The following is a 23,250-nucleotide window of genomic DNA, read 5'->3' as shown; positions in this document are numbered from 1 at the left end:
CTACCGGGCCCTGTTAAGCCAGGGCCCGGTGGTTCTGCATCAGAATTGATAAGACGCGCTGACCGAGAAATTACGCGGCTCGCCGTAAACGTAGTTGTTCATATAGGTGTAGTAGGTACGGTCAAACAGATTATTAACGTTTGCCTGTATAGCTACCTGTTTGGTGACCTGATAGCGTGCAAACAGGTTAGCCAACGGGTAGCTGCTCTGGTAAACGCGTCGGGTGCTGCCATCCGGCCCGGTCACATCTTCAAACACGCGGTTCTGCCAGTTGATGCCGCCGCCAATGGCCAGGTCCGGCAACCTGGGCATTTGATAACGCGTAAACAATTTGAAATCGGTTTGCGGCTGGTCCGGATTATAACGGCCCTCTTTATCGCGCGCGACATAACGCGTCGCGCCAAACGTCAACTGCAGATTATCGGTGAGCGCGCCGTTCAGCTCAAATTCCGCCCCTTTGCTCCGTGCTCCCTTGGTTGCCTTGTAGGCCTGCTCACTGCTGTTATTGACATAAACACCATTCTGTTCAGTACCGACGCTGTTCTGCTCGATACGGAACACCGCGACCGAGGCGGTCAGGCGCCCATCCAACCAGGCGGATTTCAGGCCGGTTTCATAGCTTTTACCGGTAACCGGCGACAGATAGCGGCCGGCGCTGTCGCGATAGGTCTGCGGCTGGAAGATCGAGGTATAGCTGGCGTAGGCCGACCAGGTATCGTTAATGTCATACACCAGGCCCGCGTACGGCGTGATGTTGTTTTTTTCCATATCGCCGCTGCTGCCGTTGGTGCTCCATTGGGTATAACGCGCACCCACAATCAGCGCCAGCGGGTCCGCCAGAGAGAAGCGCGCGGCGGTATACGCTGATTTCTGGCGGATCACATCATCCGCGTTCAGATACCAACCCTGCCATTCCGGCTCGGCAATATTGCCATTCCAGCCATTGTTAAACGCGCCCATATCGCTGGCGGCGATGTTGTAATTGTCGGGATCGGTAATGCCGTCCTGGCTGTAGGTGGCGTTATGCTGGCGGCTGTAGCTGATTCCGGCCATCAACTGATGCCGGCGACCAAACGCCTTGAACGGACCGCTGGCATAGCCATCCACGGAGGTCAGTTCACGCTTGCCTCGGTCCATGCTGCCGTAACCGGTCACACCTTCGCCGGTGCTCTGGTCCGGATAATCCATGACATAGAGCAGATTATCGCTAAAGGTGTTCTGGGCGTGGGTGCCATTAACGTGGACGTTCCAGCCGTTATCAAAGTTATGTACCAGGTCGGCATACGCTTTGCGCGCGTTGGTGTGATAAGACGTCCAGTCGGCGGAGGAGTTCAGGCTGCGGTTGTAGTGCGTCAGTGAACCATTGCTGTAAAACATCGGCAGGCCGCCCCAGGTGGGGTTTGCGGTGTCGGCGTCCTCATAGTCGTAGCCAAGCGATAGGGTGGTGTGATCAGTGATATCCGCATCCACCACACCATAGAGAAATTTTTTGTTTTTCTGGTATCGGTCCAGCCAGCTGTCCTGATCCTGGTAGCCTGTCACCACACGACCTCGTACCGATCCATCTTCATTCAGCGGGCCGGCAACATCGGCAACATAGCGTTGTTTGTTCCAACTGCCATAGCTGGCGCTTACCGTGCCGGTGGGCTCTTTGCTGTCCGCATGCTTACGTACCATGTTAACGGACGCCGATGGGCTGCCTGCGCCGGTTATCAGGCCGGTGGCGCCGCGTACCACTTCAATACGGTCATAAATCGCCGTATCTGAAGCGGCGTCGCCGTAGTTCCACGCATCGCCAACCGAAGTGGGAATGCCGTCAAAGGTGAAGTTGGTGATTTTGAAGCCGCGGGAAAAATACTCGGAACGTTCGCTGTCAACCAGGTTGCTGGTGATACCTGTAGTGTTATTCAGCACATCGGTAACGGTTTGCAGCTGCTGATCCTGCATGCGCTGCTGAGTTATCACGCTGACGGACTGCGGCACATCGCGTGGCGTCAGCAGCAGTTTGGTCCCCGCGCGCGTGGTGGGTACCTGGTAGTCCTGTTTCTCTTCTGCAACCTTGTTGTCGGGGCTTGCGTACACCACCAGCTTCTGCTGGTCATCGCCGGTGGTTGTCGTGTTGTCTGTTTCGGTTGCCTGCGCCGGCATTGGGTTGAGCAGGGCATGTACCACCATTGCCAGCAACGACATCGTGAATGTTTTACGGATGTCGGACGCGCGTGATTCAGCGCGAGTTTCCTTGCGATTCAAAGACATAACCTTACCCGTCAGAAATAAGCGTGACCCGCTGTCATACTGCTTTTGTTGTTTTAGGTGGTGACCCCGTAATAGCGGGAGAGGATTGCCATTGCGAAGCCCGGAAAGTAAAAATACGCACCAGTTGAGAATACCAATGATAATCATTTGCTTTAATAATTATTAATAAGTTTCATTTCTAAATGTAAATGGACGCGGCTTTGCGGGTCAGCGATCGATTGGATTTGCTTAGTTTTCGCGAATGTGTATTATTCTCATTCATTCTTTGACCTGTCCGTGCGGCGATAGCCCGCCGGAAACCGTTCATCCATTGATGGAGTACAGAATGAAATCGTTTTTCAGTCCGGGCAAAGCCGCGGTTGCTGCTGCGGTCGTTGCCTCTTTAAGTCTGACTGCTTGTCAGATGCCGGCCAAAAAAGCGGAAAGTCCGGTAGCTGCTGCTGCGGCAACACCGGTTGATCAGACAGTTAAGCAGCGTGTATTAGGTGATGGACTGTATGAACTGGCGTATTCCGCGGCCGCCAACGCATTGTATGTTGCCAGTGCGCAGAGTTTTAAGGACGTGAACGGCGGCATACTGTATCGCCTCGACCCGGCTACCCTGGCGACCAAAGGCGAGACCCATACCGATCTGAAAAACTTCGGCATGGCCATCGATGACGAAGGTAGCCTGTTCTATACCACCAATTCACTGGATGGTAGCCTGTCCAAAGTGGATGCGCAGAGCGGCAAAGTGCTGCAACGCTTGATGCTGGGTGGCGGTAAAGATAAAGACGGCGATGCGGTAGGCGCACGTGAGATATTCCTGCACGGCGACGAGTTGTATGTCGGTCGTGTGGCTGATCCGGGTTTCATTACCGTGATCGACACCCACGCTTTCAAAGTAAAAACCACCATCAAAAACGCAGGGAAATGGGTGACCGGCATTATCTATTCGCCGCTGACCGATCGCATTTATGCCGCCAATGGCGCGGGTGAGATTGTGGTTATCAATCCGCGCAGCCACAAAATTGAGCAGCGCTGGAGGCCGGATGATGGCCAAGAGTATCTGTTTCTCAATATGGCGGAAGACCCGGCCACCGGTCGCCTGTTCGTCACCGATGACTCTAAAGCCAAAACCACGCTGGTGCTTGATGAGCGCACCGGCAAAGTGATCAAACGTATTGAAGGTGATGCGTTGGGGATTAAATTCAACGCCAAACGCAATGAGATCTACATCAGTCAGCGTGGGACGAAGAAAGTGTTGCAACTGGATGCCACCAGTTATGCGCTGAAAAAGAGCTGGTCGTTCGACACCCATCCGAACAGCCTGTTGGTATCAGCAGACGGTGAAACGCTGTATGTTTCTTTAAAACAAGCGTTTAACAAAGATAATTCTACCCAAGGGCCGGATAGTGTCGCGCGTATTGCGCTGAATTAAATCCGCCAGAGGAGGCCTGAGGGCCTCCTTGGTGTTGCGCCTCGATCCCTACAGTGGCGCGGTGAATAAATCTAACCCGGCCGGGCATTATTCCCCGGGCAGGGGTTTAAATACCGCCCGTTCCCGGGCGTGTAATCTATCCCATAAGCCCTGTTCCCAGGCCAGGTATTGCCTGGCGGCGTCTTTATTGCCCGCGTGGCGGTCATGGGTGAAAAACAGATAATCAATGCGTTCGGCGTCAGCGGGCGCGTCGGGGGTGACGGCCACCGGCAGGCCGCCGTCCCGCCAGGCCGCAAATCCCCCGGCCAGCAAATACACCCGGGCCTGCAATGGCGCGGGGATATCGGCGGCGGCCCAGGCGGCCAGGGCCGCATCCTCCGCCAGCAGGACGATTTTTGCCGGCCCGGCGGCGGGCAAGCGATCCAGCAGCGGGCGGATCGACCAGCGGCTGCCGGGGATATGGCCATTGCGGTAGTGCTGGCTGGCGCGCAGATCCAGTATTTCCACCGGCTGCCCCCGGTCCAGCTCGCCGGCGAGTTCGCGCGCGCTCACCGTTGGCCAGGCGGGGACCCCGACGGGTTGCGGCCGGGGCAGGGACACCCCGTCGGCCAGCCCTTGCGCCAGTCCGCCTTTCAGCACAAAGGCCTGATGCCCCAATTGGCGCAGCCAGCTCGCGGTGACCGGCGCCCGGACGCCGTCATTATCGAATAACACCACTTTGGCGTTTCGGACCCCCAGGTATTGATCGGTGGCCTGTTGCAACTGTCCGCCCGGCGCATGGCGGGCGCCGGGCAAACTTCCGCTGGCAAATTCCTCGGCGGTGCGCACATCCAGCAAAAAGACGGTATGGTTTTTTTGCCGCCATTGCCGGATATCGCGCGCGCCGATCCACGCCACGCCGGCCCGGGCCGCCAGGCGTTCCGCGGCCCGGACCCGGGCGTTATCCGCGTGCAGCGCGTCGGGATAACGCCGCTGCTGCCCATGTTCCAGCTGCCGGTCCGCCAGCATCCAGCCTTGGGTGCCGTTTTCCAGCGCCAACACCGGATTGGCGATCCCCAGATCGATCAGGGTCTGTGCTCCAATGATGCTGCGGGTGCGCCCGGCGCAATTAATCACAATGGTGGTGGCCCGATCCGCCACCAGGGCGTCGACCCTGACGCCCAGTTCGCCGTTCGGACAGCAAATGCTGCCCGGAATGCTCATTTGCCGGTATTCTTCAAACGGGCGGCCGTCGAGCACGATCAACGGGTCGCCGGCGGCCTGCCGGCGCGCCAATTCGTCGGCGCTCAGGTGGGGGGTGGCGCGCCGTGTTTCCACCCATTCGCCAAAGGTTTTGGACGGCAGGTTAACCCCCTGGAACAATGTGTAGCCCGCCGCGGCCCAGGCCTGGGCGCCGCCGGCCAGCACATGCACCGCGCTGTAGCCCAGTTGCCGCAAACGGCGGGCGGCCCGCTGCGCCACGCCTTCGCCCGCATCGTACACCACCACTCTTACCGACGGGTTGGGCGCCAGCTTCGCCGCCTCGGGTTCCAGCCGGCTGTAAGGCAATGATGCGGCGAAAAACAGATGCCCTTCGCCGAATTGTCCATGTTCGCGCACATCAAACAGCGCCAGTTCGCCGCTGTCGTCCAGCCATTGTTCAAGGGTGCTGGCAGTTATAGTGGTAATCATAGGGTCTCTGAATTGTCTGGAAACGGGTTATCCCACCATAACGGCATCAATAGCCATAACCGATGGGGGGCGCCCGGTGGTTCAGCCGATAATCGCCGATCGCCCGGTATTTATAGGCCACGGGATCGTGGGTGGTATGGGTGCGGGCATTGCGCCAGTGCCGGTCGAAATCATGCTTACGCAGCGTGGTGGACGCGCCGCCCACGTCGAATAAGGTCTGGCCGGCGAACAGGGCGGCCTCGGTGGCGATAACTTTCGCCTCGGCGGTGGCGATGGAGGCTTCCACGGCCAGCCGCTCTATCTCTTGCGCGCCGGCGCCGGCGAAACGCGCCCGGGCGGCCAGCTCGATTTGCGCCGCCGCCGCCAGCACCAATGCATGCGCTCCGTGGGTTTGAGCGGCGATTTGCCCGACATAATGCAGCAGATAAGGATCGTCCCGGCCGCGGCTGACGCCGCTTTCCTTCACCGGCCGCACGCCGCCGCGCGCCCAGGCGGCCGCATCATCCAGCGCCGCCATGGCGATGCCCACTTCGATGGCGCAATGGAGGATTTGCGAAGCGGCGCCGGTGTGATGCCGTTCGGTTTGCCAACGCTGCGCCCGCATGACTTCCGCTTCATCCACCAGCACGTCATTTAGTTCGGTGCGGCCGCTCAGGGTGCCGCGCTGGCCCATGCCCTGCCAGTCATCGTGGCGGATAATGCCGGGGCGATCCGCCGGCACCACTGCCAGCACCGTCTCGCCCTGTTCATCCACCGCCAGCACTTTCAGCAGGTCGCCCATCAGCGCGCCGGTGCTGTAATGTTTCAGGCCATTGAGGCGATACGCATCACCGTGCCGGCTTAGCAGCGTGCGCACCTCGCCGCGGAACGCGCCGCCCAATTCCGCCGATGCGCCGCCCACCAGTTTCCCCTGCGCTACCTGGTCAAGATAAGCAGTGATTTGCGCCGGCGTACCCATCAACAGCGTGCGCTCGACAAACACAAAATGCGGCAGCAGGGATTGCGCCACCGACGGGTCGCCTTTGGCCAGCGCAATCATCAGCGCCACCACATCGCCGATCTCGCCGTTGGCCCCGCCATAGCGGCGGGGAACGCGCATCGCGCCAAGGCGCAGCCGGCGGATATGCTCGAACGCGGGCATATTGGCCTTGGCCAGGCGGTCATGCTCCGCCGCCTGGCAGGCCAGCTCCTGGCCCAGTTCGCGGGCCCGGGCCATTAATAATGGGGGTGTCAGGGACGTCGTCGGCATGTTATTCCTCCAGCCAGGCGTCGGCCAGGCTTGAATAGAACAGCATGGGCCCTTTGCGCAGGCCCTGGAGTTTTTTGGAATAAAACCCGAAGAATTTCAGCTCCAGCAAATTGATCGACGCGGCATCGGTTTGCACCAATTCCTGCATCTGATCGATATACTGTTTGCGTTTGGCCACATCCCCTTCCTCCTGGATGCCTTCAATGATGCGATCCATTTCCGGATTGGAGTAACCGGAGCTGTTGCTCGACGGGGTGCCGGGTTTGATATTCTTGGTCCAGAAACGGCGGGTGACCCCGATTTGCGGGTCTGGATAGGCGGAATACCATTGGGAAAACGTATCGAAATCATATTCCCCGAAGACCCGGCGGATCATGGCCGCCAGCTCCAGATTGACCAACTCCATTTCGACGCCGATATGTTTGAGCTGCTGCTGCATATATTCCGCGGCGCGCAGGTAGACCTGCCCGTAAGAGACTTCGGTAATATGGTTAATCCGCAGCCGCACCCCGTCGGCGCCGCGTTTCAGCCCGGCCGCATCCAGCAATTGCTCGGCTTTTTTCGGATCGAATTCATACTGCGGCAAGCCGGGCTTGAAGAATTGTTTCTGGAAGCTCGGCACGCAGCTTTCCGCGACGTTGGCCAGGCCATACCAGACAATCTCCGCCAGCCCCTGCCTGTTGATGGCGTGGGCGAAGGCCTGCCGGACGCGGATATCCTGGAAGGTTTTGCGCCTGAAATTAAAATCGAAAAAGAAAATCGGCGCGGGGACTTCCCAGCCGCGGGTATCCAATTGCAGCGCCGGGTTTTGGCTCAGGCGCGCCACGTCGCTTTCGGCCACTGGATTATTGGGCGCGTATTGGATCTCATTGCTCTCCAAGGCTACGCCCCTGGCGCCGGCGTCCGGCAACATTTTAAAGATAATGCGATCCAGATAGGGTTTGCCGGTATCCCAGTAATCCGGGTTGCGCTCCAAAACGATATGACTGCCGCGCACCCATTCCTTGAATTTGAAGGCGCCGGTACCGATGGGCTTGGCGTTCCAGGGGTTGGTCAGCGGATTGGTGCCTTCATATAAATGTTTGGGCACAATCTGGGTTTCTGTGCCGAACAGCACCGACCAGAGCACCGGCGCGGGGCCGCTGAGCCGGAAAATTACCGTATAATCGTCGGGCGTTTCCACGGCGGTGACTTTGGCGAAGTTGGAGGCGCCGCGGGGATGGGTTTTCTTCACCACGTTCAGAATGGAATAGTGCACATCGGCGGACGTAAAGGGATGGCCGTCGTGCCATTTGACGCCCTGGCGCAGCTTGAAGGTGATGGTTTTGCCATCGGCCGATTGTTCCCAGGATTCGGCCAACTGCGGCTGGGGCCGGTAGTTATTGTCATAGCTTACCAGCCCGTCGAAAATGCTGGACGAGACCACGACCGCCGGGCTGGAAATATTAATGCCCGCCACCAGGCCGGCGGGCTCGGGGTTTACGTTGGCAAACAGCGTTCCCCCTTTGATGATGCCCTCCCCGGAGGCGGCGGCGGACACCTGGGCCGCCAGCGCCGACGGCAGGAATCCCGAGGCCGCCATGGTGCCTGCGCCAATCGCCATCAGCTCCAAAACCTGACGGCGGCTAAACTTGCGTGGATCGGTTGTCATAGGTTTTCATCCCGGATGATTAATAAGAAAAAGTCAGCGGCGGCAAGGTGCCGTTAACGTAGAAATCTCCCAGCGCGCGGTATTTGTAGGCAATGGGATCGTGCGTGGTATGGGTGCGGGCGTTACGCCAATGGCGATCGAAATTGTGCGTGCGCAAGGTCGTGGAGGCGCCGCCGATGTCAAACAGCATTTGCGCCACTTCCAGCGACACGGTGGTCGACCATATCTTGGCCTCGGCCACCGCCAGCGAGGCATGGCCGGCAGCCGCTTCGCAGGCGGCCAAAGAGGATTCGCCCGCGGCGCCGAAGCGGAGCGCGGCGGCGGTTTCCAGCAGATCGGCGGCGCTGAGCACTATCGCTTCGGCGGCGCGGGCGCGGGCCGACATGCGTCCCAGCGCATGCAGGATATACGGGTCGTCGGCGGCCTGCTGCACGCCGCTCTCTTTCACCGGCCTGACCCCCCGGCGCGCCCAGGCAACCGCATCGTCCAGCGCCGCCAGCGCGATGCCTGCGTCGATGGCGCAATGAATGATCTGGGCGCTGGCCCCGCCGTGATGGCGCTGGGTTTTCCAGGCCTCCATCGGTAGGATTTCCCCGGCGAAGACCGCCACATCCCGCAGCTCGGTCGTGCCGCTGGCGGTGCAGCGCTGCCCCATGCCGTCCCAGTCGTCCAAACGCACGATGCCCGGGCGATCCGCCGGCACCAGCGCCGAGATCATGGCGCCGTCCCCGTCAATACAGCGGATTTTCAGCAGGTCGGCATACCATGCGCCGGTACAATACTGCTTGGTGCCGTTGAGCCGGTACTGCTCGCCGTGCCGGGTCAGGCGCGTGGCCAATTCGCCGCGGTACTGCCCGCCGCGTTCCGCTGTCGCCGCGCCGAACAGTAAGCCCGCCGCGGCCTGCGGCAGATATGCCTGCCGCTGCGCTTCGCTGCCCATCAGTCGTATGCGTTCCACCGCCACGAAATGGGAAAGAAAGGCCTGGGCGATATTGGCGTCGCCGGCGGCCAGACGGAGAAACAGGCGCGCCACGTCATGCCAGGTGCCGCCGGCGCCGCCGTAGGCGACGGGGACGCGCAATGCCCCCAGGCGCAGCCGGCGGATTTGCGCGAAAACCGCCACCGGCAGTTCGCGGTTGGCGTCGCGTCCGGCTGATGTTTCGGCCAGTTGCGCGGCCAGGCGATCCGCTGCGGCCAGCAGGGCGTCGACGGTGGGCGGACCATCCTGGCCGGCGGGGGTCGCAGGCGATCCCGGCACGCTGTCCGGGGCATGATGAAGGGGGTTCACGATAGGCTACTCCTGATAATGATATGGGCGGGCTCCGGAGGGATAATCGCCGGATTGTGCAAATGGCAGGCCACCGACTGCGTCTTATCAAGGGGAAGCAGCTGCGGGGCGAGCGCACGGCAAACCGGCTGCACCAGCGGGCAACGTTGCTGGAAACGGCAGCCCGGCGGCAGGGCGTACGGGCTGGGCGGCTCCCTATCTTCCGGCGGGATGGCCTGCAGCCGTCGCGTATCCGGGCTGGCGCCGGGGATGGAATTGAGCAGCAGGCGGGTGTACGGATGCGCCGCCCGGGTCCACAGGCGATCTTTGGGCAGGATCTCGACGATCTGGCCAAGATACATCACCGCGATCCGCCCGGCGATATGCGCCACCACCGACAGGTCATGGCTGATAAATAAAAACGACACGCCGGTGCGCTGTTGCAGGGAACCGAGCAGCGCGACGATTTGCGCCTGCAGGCTGACATCCAGTGCCGAAACCGGCTCATCGCAGACAATCAGCTCCGGCGCGGGGGCCAGCGCGCGGGCGATATTTAACCGCTGGCGCTGGCCCCCGGATAACTGATGGGGAAATCGCTGTAATAATGCGGTCTCCAGCCCCACTTGATCGAATAATTCGCGAATGCGGGCCTGCCGGCCGGCGCGGTCGAGCCTGGTGTGCAGCCGCAGGGGCAAATCGACGGCTTTATACGCGCGCTGGCGCGGATCGAGCGCCGACAGCGGATCTTGGAACACCATCTGGATCGCCTGGCGCCAGGGACGTAATTTGCGCCGCGACAGCGGGGCCAGATTAACCTCGTGGAACAGGATTTTCCCGCTGTCGGCCTTCTGCAGGCCCACCAGGGTTTTGCCCAGCGACGTTTTACCGCAGCCGGATTCGCCGATCAGCGCCAGCGTTTCGCCGTAGCCGATATGAAAACTGGCGGCATCGACGGCGATCAGGGTGCCGCTGGCGGTATGATGGCGCACATTGAGATCCCGGACATCGAGCAAAACAGGATTCATGGCCGGCCTCCCACCGGCGGCCGGGCCGCCAGCAATTGCCGGGTATAGGGGTGACGTGGCGCGCGGTACAGCGCGGACGCGCTCTGGAGCTCCAGGCATTCGCCGTAGCGCAGCACCGCCACCCGGTCGGCCATTTCCGCCACCACCCCCAGGTCGTGGGTAATGAGCAAAATAGCCATCCCCAGTTCCCGTTGCAGCGTCAGCAGCAAACTGACGATTTGCGCCTGGATGGTGACGTCCAGCGCCGTGGTGGGTTCGTCGGCGATAAGCAACGAGGGATTGCCGGCCAGCGCCATGGCGATCACCACGCGCTGGCGCATGCCGCCGGAAAGGCGGTGCGGATAATCGTCCAGCCGGCTTTCTGCCTGGGGAATACGCACTTTTTGCAGCAGTGCCAGCGCCTGCTGGCGGGCGGCGCGCCGGTTGACGCGCTGGTGTATCCGCACCGCTTCGGAAATTTGATCGCCCACGCTCATCAGCGGGTTAAGGGCGGAAAGCGCATCCTGAAAAATCATGCCGATCCGTCCGCCGCGGATCTGCTGCAACCGGCGTTCGTCCGCCCGCAGCAAATCGGTGCCTTCAAAACCCAGGCGCCGGGCTTCGACGGCCGCCGCCGCGGGCAACAGGCCAAGCAGGGCATAGCCGGTGGTGGTTTTGCCGCTGCCGGATTCGCCGACCAGCGCCAGCGTTTCGCCCGCGGCCAGTTCAAAGCTCAGATCCTTGACCGCGGGGGCGGCGGGTTCGCTGCCAGGGGCGCGATAAGTCACCCGCAGGCCTTCCACCTGCAGCAGGGGTGTGGTTAACGTCATTATGGCAATCTCCCGCGCTGCGGATTAATCCAGTCATTAATGGCGCCGCCCAGCAGGCTCAGCGATGCCACGGTAAAGAAAATCGCCACGCCGGGGATGGCGCTCATATACCAGGCGCTTCGCAGGACATCCCGCCCCTGGCCGATCATGCTGCCCCAGGACACGACGTTCGGATCGCCAAGTCCCAGGAACGATAACGCGGCTTCGGTTAGGATTGCGTGGCCCACCAGCATCGCCAGCATGGCCACCACCGGCATCAGGGCGTTGGGCAGGATATGGACAATCAAGATGCGATAATCGCTCATCCCCATCACGTGGGCGGCTTGAATAAAGTCGCTGTTGCGCAGGCGACGGGCTTCCCCCCGGGCCAGGCGCGCCACGTTCGGCCAGGACGTGGCGGCGATGCCCAGCGTCAGGGTATTGACGGTCGGGCCCAGGATAATCACCAGCACCAGGGTAAAAATCAGCGACGGCATAATTTGAAACAGTTCAGTGAGCCGCATAAGCTGATTGTCAACCCAGCCGCCGAAATAGCCGGCGACCGCGCCGATCAACAACCCGACCAGCGCGGTGAGCAAGCCGGTGGTTAAACCGATCCGCAGCGATAGCCGTGCGCCGTAGGCGATGCCGGCCCAGATATCCCGCCCCAGGGTATCGGTGCCCAAAACATGGGCGATATCCTGACCGGGGAACAGATAAGGGCGCGCCACCATGGCCTGCGGATCGTCCCCGGCCAGCAGCGGGGCGAACACCGCGATAGCGACCACCAGCAACAGGCTCAATCCCCCCAGCCAGGCGCGGGGCCGTTTGCGTAATGCGCCGGGCAGGGCGCTCAACAATTCAGTCATCGGCTACCCGCCAATCCGGTGCGGGGGTCCAGCGCGGCGTGCACCACCTCGGTGAGCACATTCACCATCACCACAAACAGGGAGGTGACGAACAAAATGCCCAGCAGCAAATTGACATCCCGAGTCGTGACGGCGGACAGCGCCAGCTGACCAAGGCCAGGCCAGGCAAACACGGTTTCAATGGTCACCGAGCCGCTGAGCATGGCGCCGAATTGCAGGCCGGTCAGCGTGACGATGGGCAGCAGGGCATTGGGCACGATATGCCGCCAAATCAAGCGCCGGCGGCTACAGCCTTTCGCCTTGGCTGTGCGGATGAAATCCTGCAGCGCCACGGTAAGTACGGATTCCTGCATCAGCCGGATATACAGCGCCAGATAGCTGAAGGTCAGGCAGCCGGCAGGCATCGCCAAATGTTTTACGGTATCGGTAACGCGGGCGAAGCCGCGGTGATCGGCCCCCATTTCGCTCATGCCGCTGGACGGCAGCCAGCCCAGGTGCACGGTGAACAGTACGACAATCATCAGGCCCAGCCAGAATACCGGCATGGAAAACCCTAGGGTCTCCAACAGCGCGATCAGTCGTTCAACATACGGGCGTTTGGTGACCGCCGATATCACCCCCAGTATCATGCCCAGGATCACCGCCAGCACCAGCGATACTCCCATTAGCAGCAGCGTGGCGGGCAGTCGTTCCAGGATCAACTGGCTGACCGACGCGCTATAGCGGAACGACCAGCCTAAATCAAACTGCGCGATGTGTTTTAAATATGAAACGAACTGCACGGCCAGGGGCTGATCGCTGCCGAACTGCGCGCGCAACTGGGCCATAAACTCGGGCGTCGCCGCGCCGGCCTCGCCGGCGATAACATCCGCCAGATCGCCCGGTACGCTTTTTAGCAGGAAAAAATTGAGCACCACCACCATCAGGGCGATGGGAACGGCCTGCAGTATCCGCCGAGCTATGAAATATAATACTGTCATCATGGTTACCCAGCCGGTTCAGCGCCGTAAACCCGCGTCTTTAAGCAGGGGGAGTACCGCCTCGCCGAAATACGCCAGGTCAGGTTCGAAATCATAAAACGTCAGCTGCGCGCCATCGCACCCGGCGGCTTTCAGGCGCTGGAGATAACGGGCGATTTGCGCGGGGTCGCCCACCAGTTGGATATTGCCGCCGACGGCTTTTTGATCGCGCTGGTGGCCGAGGAAGGCCTGGCTGTCGCGCTTTTTCAATGAGGCGAAAAAGTTGTCCACCGCCACGTGGTCCTGTGCGGCGACAATGGCGTCGTGGTACTCCCAGGCTTCCCGCTCCGTCGGCCGGCAAATCACCATAGGGTTGATTAACGTGCGCAGGGTGCGGTTGCGGGCGGCGGCGGCGGCCCGGATTTTGGCGGTATGGGCGGGCAGCGCGGCCAGGGAGGCTTCGATCTCCGCTCCCGCCGGGCTGGTGATAAACACCAGATCGGAATGGCGCGCCGCATATTCTATGCCCGCCGCCGAGCCGGTGGCGTTAACCAGCAGCGGCCGTCCGTATTTGGGCTGCGGTGAAATATACGCCTGTTCGGTGGACCAGAATTCCCCGGTAAGGGTGATATTGTCCTCGCTGCTCCAGTAAGCTTTGAGGAAGTCGATAAATTCTTCCGCCATGCGGTAGCGGGTATCATGTTCAATCTGCGGACTGCCGAACATTCTGGCATAGCTGTCCTGGTTGCCGGTCACCATATTCAGTCCCCAGCGGCCGCCGGTAATACTGTCAAGGGTGGCGCCAAAGCGCGCCAGATGCAGGGGATGCCATGGCCCATAAAGGATATGCAGGGTGGATATCAGCAGGATGCGGCTGGTTACCGCCCCCAGGGCCGCGGTGGTGATAAACGGGTCCAGGCTGTTGGCCCGGTAGCCGATCTCGCCGCCATAGCCGCCTTTTTGATTCCACTCCGCCAGGCCGAACACCAGATCCAGCCCTAGCGCTTCGGCTTTCAGGGTCAGGGCTTTGTTGTATTCAAAGTGCCAGTCGGTGGTGCGGGGCAGCGTCGACGGGCTCCAGCCGCCGCTTTGGATGGGTAGAAATAACCCCAGCAGGAAAGGCTGTTTAAGCACTTCATAAAGCGGACTGCCCGGGATCTCCGCGGGTGTCCTGGCGCGGGTTGCACGTTCTGCGCCGGATAAGTGTCTGTTCATACCGCTCCACACGGCCAACATGGGCCTTTTTTAAGGTGAAGCAATACTAGAGGCGGCCGGGAAAAGCGGAAAATGCGAATAACGGATATATTTATGCGTTTTTACCGCTTAAAGGGCCAGCAATGCAGAGAGGACTTAATAACATTCTGTTTTTAATAGATAAAAATAAAATCCTTTTGAGCGATCATGACGGATATACATCCGGAATGCTAATAGATAAATTTATTTCCCTTAACCATTCCTTTAACGGTTGGCATGCAGCCGTTTTTGCCCCGACAGGCTGTTGGCCAGCACGTCGAATGCTTGCCGCACCAGGGTATTACCGCTGCCCGGCCGGCACCACAGATAAAACTGCGTGTCCGGCAAGCGCGGCAAACCATCCCCTTCGCCGAGTACGCGCATATCGCCGTCCAGCATCTCGATGCTGCGCGCGGTGATGCCCAGCCGCGCTTTGATTGCCGCCTTGATGCCCAGCAAATTGGAGGTGGTGTAAGCCTGGTGCCAGCGCACCTGGGCCGCATCCAGCGCCTCCACCGCCACCCGGCGAAAAATGCTGGGATAATCCGCCAGCACCAGCGGCAGCGGCTCCTGCGGCACATGCACATACTGGGCGGCGCACACCCAGACGGTGGGGGAGGTGCGCAGCAAAATCCCGTCCAGCGCCGGGTCCAGCCGGGTGGAAATGGTCATGTCGATTTCGCCCCGGTGCAGCGCTTCCATTAAAAACGGACTGCGCCCGACGTCCAGTTGCAAACTCAGCTTCGGCGCCCAGCGGGCAATATGGCTTAACAGCGGGGGCAGCAGCGTTTCCGATACATCGTGCGGGGAGCCGATGCGCAGCACGCCGGAAAAACGGCTGTCTTTCAGCGATCGGAAGGCGTCATCGTTGAGGATCAACAGATCCCGGGCGTAGCTTAATAATTGCCGGCCCTGCTGGGTGAGCTGCTTATTGCGCCCTTCTTTTTGAAACAAGGTGGTGCCCACCAGCGTTTCCAGCCGCTGCATTTGCTGGGTGACGGCCCCCTGGGTACGGCCGACCTGGGTACCCGCCCGGGAAAAGGTTTGTAAATCGGCCACCGCGACAAAGGTTCGTAACAATTCAATATCCAGATTTTCAGTATTCGTCATGTTCAGGATCGGCCATTGTTTTTCGCGGGTTGCAATCCGCCCGGGGAGATTGTCGTCGGGTAAGGTAAAAGATGTCAAAGAACATAATTAACTAACTAATGTTGCACTACTGACTCTGTTTTCGTGTTCTGCTATCTGATTACAACGCCGCAGGACAGTCACTCTCACGATATCCAGATTAATCATGTCCAGCGTCTCATTGAGTGGTTGATCCCGAAAGCTGCCCTGTAAACCTTGGCCAGCATTATTAATAAGAGTATCAACCACAATATTTCGTTGCTTTAATCGACTGTGCAGATCGCTGATAGCAAACATATCGGATAGATCTACCTGTTCAACGATCACTTTAATTTTGTCACTTTCGCGTAATTCCTGTGCCATAGATTCAAGCTTAGTCAGTCGCCGTGCCACCAGAATGAGCGATTTTCCCTGAGCGGCAAACTGACGCGCACACTCTTCACCAAATCCGCCAGAGGCTCCGGTAATAAGTACCCATTCCTTATTGATGGTTGTCATATTAATCACTCAAGTTGTGTCGTGTAAGGTGTGCCGGAAGCTGTTGCGTTCACCGCGTACGGTTACGTCATTGGCCGGTGTTATTTTCTTTGATAAAGGCTGTACTTTGTCATTGCCGTGAAACCCTACCTATCCCTCACTGGTCATCTACGGCTGGATACCGGCCAAAAAATCAAATTCCGCATCGTTAGTCATTACGCAGGCCTGGCCCAGCAGGGAACAAAAACGCTGTGTTTTTTCACTGGCGTTTGTCAGGAACACTATCGGTTTATCGATTTCTTCGCCATAAGCCAGCCTTATCCTGACGCAGTCAGAGTGCCGGAACAAAGCGCGCAGGGTCTGACAGGAAACATCCGGTACCAGAGAAATTAATGTCTGTGTACTGCGCATTTTCAGCCGGTTTGCCATATCCGCTAAGGCGTGGGGGGCAACGCTGAGAATGATGATTTCAACTTCATCAGTTACCGCCTGATGATCGTCCAATGTCCAGCATGGGAATGCCCGTGCCAGCCTTTGAGCCCGCTCACCGTTTCCGGGCGAGAGAAATACCTGCAGGTCGGGCACGGCCAGAAATAATGCTGTTATTATTTTTTCGGATAACGCATCTACACCAAGAATCCCTATCCTGCTCATGACGCCCCCGGCTATCAGTATCTTTCCGCTGTGTTATCAGCGGTAAAAGTGGGCCACATCTGCGGCGGTAAATGCACTCGGGTCCCTGAAAATAGGCTGCATCTCATGGCGTCTCAGTTTGGGTTGCTGGCGGCTGCCAGCCTCCTCCGAGCGCCCTGAACGCGGCGACAGCGGCGCGGGCAGACTCAGTCTGAGCCTGCGCACGGGTGTCGGAAGCCTGCAGCAGAGTTTCATCATCATGGAGAACATCAATCAGACTCGCCGTCCCTTGCTGGTAGGCGATAAAAGACGACTGGCGAGCGCTTGCCAGGGCGTTTTCACCGCTCATCAGCAAGGCGGTCTGCGTTTCATGGTTGACCAGAGCGGAGAAGGCATTTTCAACATCTTCAGTGGCGCGTAACACCGAAAGACGGTAGGCGGCGAGCGCCTCCGCTTCCTGGCCTTTCGCCTGGTCTATCTGGGCGTTGATACGGCCAAAGTCGAAGAGCCGCCAGCGTAGTCCCAGTATTCCTGCCGACTGGCTGGCGCCGCTGGAGAACAGATTGTCGCCGGAAACCGCCGTCGCGCTGCCGAGTAATGCGCTGAGAGAAAACGTCGGGTAATACTCGCTGACGGCGGCGCCTATACGTGCATTGGAGGCCGCCAGATGGCGCTCCGCCACGATAATATCGGGTCTGCGGCGCAGCAGGTCGGCAGGTGTGCCCGTTGCGGTGATCTGCGGGGCCTGCGGGATGGCCTCCTGCGTAGCCAACTGGGTGCGATGGGTGCCGGGCGGGGTGCCAAGCATAACGTCTAATGCATTCATCGCGGCATCGATGCCTGTCCGCAGAACCGGCACGGTGGCCTGAACCTGTGCCAGCGCCCCTTCGGTCTGGCGCACCTGATACTCGGGAGCCAGTCCTTTATAGTGGAGCAGTCGCACTTTCTCCAGCAGCGCCTGTTGCGTACTGATCTGCTTATTCGCGATGGCCAGCCGGGCCTGTAACCCGCGCAGGGTGATATAGATATCGGCAGTCTGGGCCGCAACGGCAAGGCGGACCGCGGTAACGCCTGCCTCGGAGGCCTGATAATCAGCCAGTGCGGCCTGGCGACCGCGTCTCAGTCCCCCGAAAATGTCAATCTCCCAGCTGGCATTCAAATCGGTTTCATAGCTGTTGCCGTAGCGATTATAATCCGGCGTTGAGCTGAGGACCTGGCCCAGCGGCGTTTCGACCGACTGATACGCCCGCGCGGCCTGTCCGCTGATGTTACCGGACGGCAGGAGGGCAGCGGTTGCCGCGCCAAGCCCGGCGCGGGCCTGTGCCATTCTGGCCGTTGCCTGAGCGAGATCGAGATTCTGGGCGAGCGCGTCAGACACGAACGTACTTAACCGGGGGTCGTTAAAACCTTCCCACCAGACAGCAAAACTGGCGGGGCGGGATACCTCTCTCTGCGTCACGGCGGGCTGAGAAAGATATTGCTTTGAAAGCGGTGCATCGGGACGATGATAATCCGGCCCGACGGCACAACCTGCCAGTAAGCCGGTACTTACCGCCAGGGCAAGAGTACGCAGGAGGAACATTGGTAAGCCTTGAGTCAATTTTGTATTGTGACTACATTACCAAATGGTCACGTGTTGTCAATCGGGGGCTATTGAGCTAAGCTGGAAAAATGACAAAACACACAACGGTACATCCCCCACGGGGACCTTCGGACCACAGCGTTCGGGATCAGGTCGTGGAAGCCGCCACGGAGCACTTCGGGCATTTCGGCTATGAGAAAACCACCGTGTCAGACCTGGCTAAAGCAATTGGTTTTTCAAAGGCTTATATTTATAAGTTTTTTGATTCCAAGCAGGCAATCGGCGAGGTGATCTGCTCTAACCGGCTGGACATGATCATGGCGATTGTCAATTCAGCGATCGCCGGGGCGCCGACGGCATCCGAAAAGTTAAGGCGCCTGTTCAGGGCGCTCACTGAAGCTGGCAGCGATTTATTTTTTCACGATCGCAAGCTTTATGACATCGCGGCTGTGGCAGCGCAGGATAAATGGCCTTCCGCTCAAATACATGAAGAACGTTTGCGGCAACTCATTCAACAGATCATTCAGGAAGGGCGGCTTACGGGCGAATTTGAGCGGAAAACGCCGCTCGATGAGGCTACCCATGCCATATATCTGGTCATGCGACCTTATATCAGTCCGGTACAACTGCAATACAACCTGGAGACGGCCCCGGCGGCCGCTGCACTTTTGTCCTCACTCATACTGAGAAGCCTATCGCCCTAGATTGTGACTATTGACATTATTAGTCACTAGTCTGAGAATGAGGTTACTGTCCAGTTGACTTCATTAAGGGAACCCATGCTCAGGCTTAAACCCGCCACCTTAGCTGTTTGCCTGCTGCCGCTTGCCCTGGCGGCATGCGGCGACACTACCGGCACCGACGATCCACGTACTCAGCCTCCTCTGGTCAGGGCTGCGACCGTGGTGAGCGCTGTCGACGTCTCCCGCGCATTCACCGGCGTTGTTGTCGCCCGTATTCAAAGCGATCTCGGCTTCAGGGTACAGGGAAAAATTCTCGAACGTCTGGTGGATACCGGTCAGGCCGTTAAACGCGGTCAGCCGCTGATGCGTCTGGATCCCGTGGACCTGGGCCTGCAGGCCCAGGCGCAGCAACAGGCTGTCGCGGCGGCGCGCGCGCGCGCCAGACAAACTGCTGATGACGCAGCCCGTTACCGTGGTCTGGTCGCTGCCGGTGCCGTTTCCGCATCGGCCTACGATCAGATAAAGGCCGCGGCAGATACGGCTAAAGCTGAACTCAGCGCTGCTCAGGCTCAGGCTAATGTGGCGCAAAACGCGACGGGCTATGCCGTGCTGCTGGCCGACGCCGATGGAGTGGTCATGGATACGCTGGCTGAACCGGGTCAGGTGGTCAGCGCCGGGCAGCCTGTCATCCGGCTGGCCAGGGCGGGCCAGCGCGAGGCCATCGTACAGTTACCTGAGACGCTAAGACCTGCGCCGGGCAGCGAGGCTCAGGCAACGCTCTACGGCACCGGTAATCAGCAGGTTGCGGCAAAACTTCGCCTTCTTTCCGATGCGGCTGACCCGGTGACGCGCACCTTTGAGGCGAGATATGTGCTGGAGGGCGCGCTGGCTAATGCCCCGCTGGGGTCTACCGTGACGCTTCACATTGCCGAAGACAAAACAACGCTGCAGGTCATGCAGGTGCCCTTAGCGGCACTCTATGATCCTGGTAAAGGGCCGGGCGTCTGGGGCATTTCCGGTCAGCCCGCAAGGGTGTCCTGGCGACCGGTTCAGGTGCTCGGCCTTGGGGATGACGCCGCAAGGGTGACCGGGAGTCTGAAGCCGGGTGAACAGGTGGTCGCCCTGGGGGCGCACTTGCTGCATGACGGTGAAACCGTACGCACGGCTCAGCAAGGCGATGACAGCGTTGCGGGGAGTAAGCCATGAGTAGCGGGCGCTTTAATCTCTCGGCGCTGGCCGTTCGCGAGCGATCCATTACCTTATTCCTGATTATCCTGATTACGATCGCCGGTATTGTGTCGTTCTTTGCACTGGGGCGGGCGGAAGATCCCCCGTTTACCGTAAAACAGATGACGATTATTTCCGCCTGGCCGGGTGCGACAGCGCAGGAAATGCAGGATCAGGTGGCCGAACCGCTTGAAAAACGTATGCAGGAGCTCAAGTGGTATGACCGTAGTGAGACTTACACGCGTCCGGGTCTGGCGTTTACCATGCTGTCGCTGCAGGACAGCACGCCGCCTTCACAGGTTCAGGAAGAATTTTATCAGGCGCGTAAGAAGCTCGGCGATGAAACAAAGAACCTGCCGGCAGGCGTGATCGGGCCGATGGTCAATGATGAATTTTCCGACGTGACCTTCGCACTCTTTGCGCTGAAGGCGAAAGGGGAGCCGCAGCGGCTGCTGGTCCGCGATGCGGAATCGTTGCGCCAGCGTCTTCTGCATGTGCCGGGGGTTAAGAAGGTCAATATTATTGGCGAGCAGGCCGAGCGCATCTTTGTCTCCTTCTCGCATGACCGTCTGGCTACGCTGGGCATTTCTCCTCAGGATATTTTCGCCGCCCTTAACAGCCAGAACGTACTGACGCCAGCCGGTTCCATTGACACCAGCGGACCGCAGGTCTTTATCCGTCTGGATGGCGCCTTTGACAAACTGGAGAAAATCCGCAAAACGCCCATCGTCGTTCAGGGCAGGACGCTGCAGCTTTCGGACGTGGCAACCGTTGAACGGGGTTACGAAGATCCGGCGACCTTCATGGTCAGAAACCAGGGCGAGCCGGCCCTACTGCTGGGTATCGTTATGCGTGAGGGGTGGAACGGTCTGGATCTGGGTAAGGCGCTGGATGCGGAAACGGCTAAAATCAATGAAGGCATGCCACTGGGCATGACGCTGACGAAGGTGACCGATCAGTCAGTCAACATCAGCTCCGCCGTTGACGAGTTCATGATCAAATTCTTTGTCGCGCTGCTCGTGGTGATGGTGGTCTGTTTCGTCAGCATGGGCTGGCGGGTGGGGGTGGTGGTCGCCGCTGCGGTGCCGCTGACGCTGGCTGTGGTTTTTGTGGTGATGGAGGCTTCCGGCAAAAACTTTGACCGTATTACGCTGGGTTCCCTGATCCTGGCGCTGGGATTACTGGTGGATGATGCCATCATCGCCATTGAAATGATGGTGGTGAAAATGGAGGAGGGCTACGACCGCATCAAAGCTTCGGCCTATGCCTGGAGCCATACGGCCGCCCCCATGCTTGCCGGCACGCTGGTCACGGCCGTCGGGTTTATGCCCAATGGGTTTGCGCAGTCCACCGCCGGTGAATACACCAGCAATATGTTCTGGATAGTGGGTATCGCCCTGATTGCTTCCTGGGTGGTGGCGGTGGTGTTTACGCCTTATCTGGGCGTGAAAATGCTGCCAGAGATCAAAACGGTCGAGGGCGGACACGCGGCCATCTACGACACGCGTCATTACAACCGCTTTCGCCGCGTGCTGACTCGCGTCATCGCGCGAAAATGGCTCGTGGCTGGTACCGTTATCGCCGTCTTTACTGTCGCTATCCTCGGTATGGGGCTGGTAAAAAAACAATTCTTTCCCACCTCTGATCGACCGGAGGTGCTGGTAGAAGTGCAGATGCCTTATGGCACCTCTATTGAGCAGACCAGTGCCGCAACGGCGAAAATCGAAGGCTGGCTGAAACAACAGAAAGAGGCAAAAATCGTTACGTCCTACATAGGGCAGGGTTCGCCGCGTTTTTATCTGGCCATGGCGCCAGAGCTGCCCGATCCGTCGTTTGCGAAAATTGTCGTGCTGACGGACAGTCAGGAGGCGCGTGAGACGCTCAAGTTTCGACTCCGTGACGCGGCCGCCGGCGGATTGGCTCCTGAAGCGCGCGTGCGCGTGACTCAGCTGGTGTTCGGTCCGTATTCACCTTATCCGGTAGCTTACCGTGTCATGGGGCCTGATCCCGCCACACTGCGCGAAATCGCAGACCAGGTGGAAAGGGTGATGCAGGCCAGCCCGATGATGAGGACCGTCAACACCGACTGGGGGCCGCGGGTGCCGACGCTGCATTTTACGCTCAATCAGGACCGTCTCCAGGCGGTAGGGCTGACATCAAATGCTGTTGCTCAGCAGCTTCAGTTCCTGCTCTCCGGCGTACCCATCACGTCGGTGCGTGAAGATATCCGTTCGGTGCAGGTTATGGGACGTGCGGCAGGAGATATAAGGCTCGATCCGGCAAAAATAGCCGGTTTTACCCTGGTGGGGTCATCAGGTCAGCGTATCCCGTTGTCTCAGATTGGTCATGTGGACGTGCAAATGGAAGATCCCGTTCTGCGTCGTCGTGATCGTACCCCGACCATTACCGTACGGGGGGATATTGCTGAAAACCTGCAGCCGCCGGATGTCTCCATGGTAATCATGAAGGCATTGCAGCCTGTCATCGCTACGCTTCCGGCAGGATACCGGATAGAGCAGGCCGGCCCGATAGAAGAATCAGGCAAAGCCACCAAAGCGATGGCGCCGTTGTTCCCTATCATGATGGCCATGACGCTGTTGATTATTATCCTGCAGGTGCGGTCAATGTCGGCAATGGTGATGGTATTTCTCACCGCGCCCCTGGGGCTGATTGGGGTGGTGCCAACGCTGTTGCTGTTCAACCAGCCTTTTGGCATCAATGCGCTGGTGGGGTTGATCGCGCTGTCGGGCATCCTGATGCGTAACACCCTGATCCTGATAGGGCAGATCCATCACAACGAGCAGGAAGGGCTGGCGCCATTCCATGCGGTAGTCGAGGCGACGGTGCAGCGAGCCCGACCGGTATTGCTAACGGCGATGGCGGCCATTCTGGCGTTTATACCCCTGACGCACTCGGTGTTCTGGGGAACGCTGGCGTATACCCTGATTGGCGGGACGCTTGGCGGCACCATTATCACGCTGGTCTTCCTGCCCGCAATGTATACCATCTGGTTCAGAATACGTCCCGATCAACAGGCGTCCGCTGAAAACAAATCTACGACGTAATACCGACTGCATGGGGCCGCTGGCACGACGGGCAATAGATAAAATTATGAGGATCTAAGCGGTTTAT

The 23,250-nt window shown here is 59.3% G+C and carries 18 protein-coding genes; 4 read left to right on the top strand and 14 right to left on the bottom strand.

Going from position 1 to position 23,250, the window contains the following annotated elements:
• Positions 1 to 39: 39 nt before the first annotated feature.
• Positions 40 to 2,256 (bottom strand): ferric-rhodotorulic acid/ferric-coprogen receptor FhuE, encoded by a 2,217-nt coding sequence (fhuE, locus tag ACL2XF_RS10785; protein WP_413728570.1) that lies wholly within the window; start codon positions 2,254 to 2,256, stop codon positions 40 to 42.
• A gap of 325 nt (positions 2,257 to 2,581) precedes the next feature.
• On the opposite strand from fhuE, the gene ACL2XF_RS10780 reads away from it, so the two are divergent.
• Positions 2,582 to 3,676: a hypothetical protein gene (locus ACL2XF_RS10780; protein WP_413728569.1), complete on the top strand. Its 1,095-nt coding sequence runs from the start codon at positions 2,582 to 2,584 to the stop codon at positions 3,674 to 3,676.
• Between the two features lie 87 nt (positions 3,677 to 3,763).
• On the opposite strand, the gene ACL2XF_RS10775 is transcribed toward ACL2XF_RS10780, so the two are convergent.
• The 13 genes from ACL2XF_RS10775 to ACL2XF_RS10715 all read right to left on the bottom strand — a co-directional run bounded on the left by ACL2XF_RS10775 (position 3,764) and on the right by ACL2XF_RS10715 (position 18,208).
• Positions 3,764 to 5,347, bottom strand: coding sequence for a rhodanese-like domain-containing protein (locus tag ACL2XF_RS10775; RefSeq protein WP_413728568.1), 1,584 nt, complete (start codon positions 5,345 to 5,347; stop codon positions 3,764 to 3,766).
• Between the two features lie 46 nt (positions 5,348 to 5,393).
• Positions 5,394 to 6,596 (bottom strand): acyl-CoA dehydrogenase family protein, encoded by a 1,203-nt coding sequence (locus ACL2XF_RS10770; RefSeq protein WP_413722566.1) that lies wholly within the window; start codon positions 6,594 to 6,596, stop codon positions 5,394 to 5,396.
• Position 6,597: 1 nt separating this feature from the next.
• Positions 6,598 to 8,247: an ABC transporter substrate-binding protein gene (locus ACL2XF_RS10765; protein WP_413728567.1), complete on the bottom strand. Its 1,650-nt coding sequence runs from the start codon at positions 8,245 to 8,247 to the stop codon at positions 6,598 to 6,600.
• Between the two features lie 19 nt (positions 8,248 to 8,266).
• Positions 8,267 to 9,535 (bottom strand): acyl-CoA dehydrogenase family protein, encoded by a 1,269-nt coding sequence (locus ACL2XF_RS10760; RefSeq protein ID WP_413722567.1) that lies wholly within the window; start codon positions 9,533 to 9,535, stop codon positions 8,267 to 8,269.
• Positions 9,532 to 10,539, bottom strand: coding sequence for an oligopeptide/dipeptide ABC transporter ATP-binding protein (locus ACL2XF_RS10755; RefSeq protein WP_410015511.1), 1,008 nt, complete (start codon positions 10,537 to 10,539; stop codon positions 9,532 to 9,534). Before ACL2XF_RS10755 ends, ACL2XF_RS10760 begins: the two co-directional genes overlap by 4 nt.
• The gene (locus ACL2XF_RS10750) at positions 10,536 to 11,348 is read right to left on the bottom strand and encodes an ATP-binding cassette domain-containing protein (protein ID WP_410015510.1); all 813 of its coding nucleotides are present in this window, start codon (positions 11,346 to 11,348) and stop codon (positions 10,536 to 10,538) included. The genes ACL2XF_RS10755 and ACL2XF_RS10750 overlap by 4 nt, the downstream gene beginning before the upstream one ends.
• Entirely contained in the window at positions 11,348 to 12,196 is an 849-nt protein-coding gene (locus ACL2XF_RS10745) for an ABC transporter permease (protein ID WP_410015509.1), read from the bottom strand. The genes ACL2XF_RS10750 and ACL2XF_RS10745 overlap by 1 nt, the downstream gene beginning before the upstream one ends.
• Positions 12,193 to 13,179 (bottom strand): ABC transporter permease, encoded by a 987-nt coding sequence (locus tag ACL2XF_RS10740; RefSeq protein ID WP_413728566.1) that lies wholly within the window; start codon positions 13,177 to 13,179, stop codon positions 12,193 to 12,195. Before ACL2XF_RS10740 ends, ACL2XF_RS10745 begins: the two co-directional genes overlap by 4 nt.
• Positions 13,180 to 13,194: 15 nt before the next feature.
• The gene (locus ACL2XF_RS10735) at positions 13,195 to 14,370 is read right to left on the bottom strand and encodes an LLM class flavin-dependent oxidoreductase (RefSeq protein ID WP_413728565.1); all 1,176 of its coding nucleotides are present in this window, start codon (positions 14,368 to 14,370) and stop codon (positions 13,195 to 13,197) included.
• Between the two features lie 243 nt (positions 14,371 to 14,613).
• Entirely contained in the window at positions 14,614 to 15,498 is an 885-nt protein-coding gene (locus ACL2XF_RS10730) for a LysR substrate-binding domain-containing protein (RefSeq protein ID WP_410015506.1), read from the bottom strand.
• An 87-nt stretch (positions 15,499 to 15,585) separates the two neighbouring features.
• Entirely contained in the window at positions 15,586 to 16,014 is a 429-nt protein-coding gene (locus ACL2XF_RS10725) for an SDR family NAD(P)-dependent oxidoreductase (protein WP_413728564.1), read from the bottom strand.
• A 147-nt stretch (positions 16,015 to 16,161) separates the two neighbouring features.
• Positions 16,162 to 16,647, bottom strand: coding sequence for an NAD(P)-binding domain-containing protein (locus ACL2XF_RS10720; protein WP_410015504.1), 486 nt, complete (start codon positions 16,645 to 16,647; stop codon positions 16,162 to 16,164).
• Positions 16,648 to 16,750: 103 nt separating this feature from the next.
• On the bottom strand, positions 16,751 to 18,208 hold the full coding sequence (locus tag ACL2XF_RS10715) for an efflux transporter outer membrane subunit (RefSeq protein ID WP_413728563.1): 1,458 nt from the start codon (positions 18,206 to 18,208) through the stop codon (positions 16,751 to 16,753).
• 89 nt (positions 18,209 to 18,297) lie between these two features.
• Between ACL2XF_RS10715 and ACL2XF_RS10710 the strand changes: the two genes are divergently transcribed.
• The 3 genes from ACL2XF_RS10710 to ACL2XF_RS10700 all read left to right on the top strand — a co-directional run bounded on the left by ACL2XF_RS10710 (position 18,298) and on the right by ACL2XF_RS10700 (position 23,183).
• A complete protein-coding gene (locus ACL2XF_RS10710) occupies positions 18,298 to 18,912 on the top strand; it encodes a TetR/AcrR family transcriptional regulator (RefSeq protein WP_410015502.1) in 615 nt (204 codons plus the stop codon).
• A 75-nt stretch (positions 18,913 to 18,987) separates the two neighbouring features.
• A complete protein-coding gene (locus ACL2XF_RS10705) occupies positions 18,988 to 20,097 on the top strand; it encodes an efflux RND transporter periplasmic adaptor subunit (RefSeq protein WP_410015501.1) in 1,110 nt (369 codons plus the stop codon).
• Positions 20,094 to 23,183: an efflux RND transporter permease subunit gene (locus ACL2XF_RS10700; protein WP_413728562.1), complete on the top strand. Its 3,090-nt coding sequence runs from the start codon at positions 20,094 to 20,096 to the stop codon at positions 23,181 to 23,183. The genes ACL2XF_RS10705 and ACL2XF_RS10700 overlap by 4 nt, the downstream gene beginning before the upstream one ends.
• Positions 23,184 to 23,250: the final 67 nt, after the last annotated feature.

This window comes from Sodalis sp. RH19 (assembly GCF_047324215.1).
Classification (GTDB): domain Bacteria; phylum Pseudomonadota; class Gammaproteobacteria; order Enterobacterales; family Enterobacteriaceae; genus Acerihabitans.
This window is presented reverse-complemented; position numbering and strand designations above follow the sequence as displayed.

Bases quoted from the DNA above. Each gene is read 5' to 3' on its own strand.
- fhuE (WP_413728570.1), bottom strand. From the start codon at position 2,256: ATGTCTTTGAATCGCAAGGAAACTCGCGCTGAATCACGCGCGTCCGAC.
- ACL2XF_RS10780 (WP_413728569.1), top strand. From the start codon at position 2,582: ATGAAATCGTTTTTCAGTCCGGGCAAAGCCGCGGTTGCTGCTGCGGTC.
- ACL2XF_RS10775 (WP_413728568.1), bottom strand. From the start codon at position 5,347: ATGATTACCACTATAACTGCCAGCACCCTTGAACAATGGCTGGACGAC.
- ACL2XF_RS10770 (WP_413722566.1), bottom strand. From the start codon at position 6,596: ATGCCGACGACGTCCCTGACACCCCCATTATTAATGGCCCGGGCCCGC.
- ACL2XF_RS10765 (WP_413728567.1), bottom strand. From the start codon at position 8,247: ATGACAACCGATCCACGCAAGTTTAGCCGCCGTCAGGTTTTGGAGCTG.
- ACL2XF_RS10755 (WP_410015511.1), bottom strand. From the start codon at position 10,539: ATGAATCCTGTTTTGCTCGATGTCCGGGATCTCAATGTGCGCCATCAT.
- ACL2XF_RS10750 (WP_410015510.1), bottom strand. From the start codon at position 11,348: ATGACGTTAACCACACCCCTGCTGCAGGTGGAAGGCCTGCGGGTGACT.
- ACL2XF_RS10745 (WP_410015509.1), bottom strand. From the start codon at position 12,196: ATGACTGAATTGTTGAGCGCCCTGCCCGGCGCATTACGCAAACGGCCC.
- ACL2XF_RS10740 (WP_413728566.1), bottom strand. From the start codon at position 13,179: ATGATGACAGTATTATATTTCATAGCTCGGCGGATACTGCAGGCCGTT.
- ACL2XF_RS10735 (WP_413728565.1), bottom strand. From the start codon at position 14,370: ATGAACAGACACTTATCCGGCGCAGAACGTGCAACCCGCGCCAGGACA.
- ACL2XF_RS10730 (WP_410015506.1), bottom strand. From the start codon at position 15,498: ATGACGAATACTGAAAATCTGGATATTGAATTGTTACGAACCTTTGTC.
- ACL2XF_RS10725 (WP_413728564.1), bottom strand. From the start codon at position 16,014: ATGACAACCATCAATAAGGAATGGGTACTTATTACCGGAGCCTCTGGC.
- ACL2XF_RS10720 (WP_410015504.1), bottom strand. From the start codon at position 16,647: ATGAGCAGGATAGGGATTCTTGGTGTAGATGCGTTATCCGAAAAAATA.
- ACL2XF_RS10715 (WP_413728563.1), bottom strand. From the start codon at position 18,208: ATGTTCCTCCTGCGTACTCTTGCCCTGGCGGTAAGTACCGGCTTACTG.
- ACL2XF_RS10710 (WP_410015502.1), top strand. From the start codon at position 18,298: ATGACAAAACACACAACGGTACATCCCCCACGGGGACCTTCGGACCAC.
- ACL2XF_RS10705 (WP_410015501.1), top strand. From the start codon at position 18,988: ATGCTCAGGCTTAAACCCGCCACCTTAGCTGTTTGCCTGCTGCCGCTT.
- ACL2XF_RS10700 (WP_413728562.1), top strand. From the start codon at position 20,094: ATGAGTAGCGGGCGCTTTAATCTCTCGGCGCTGGCCGTTCGCGAGCGA.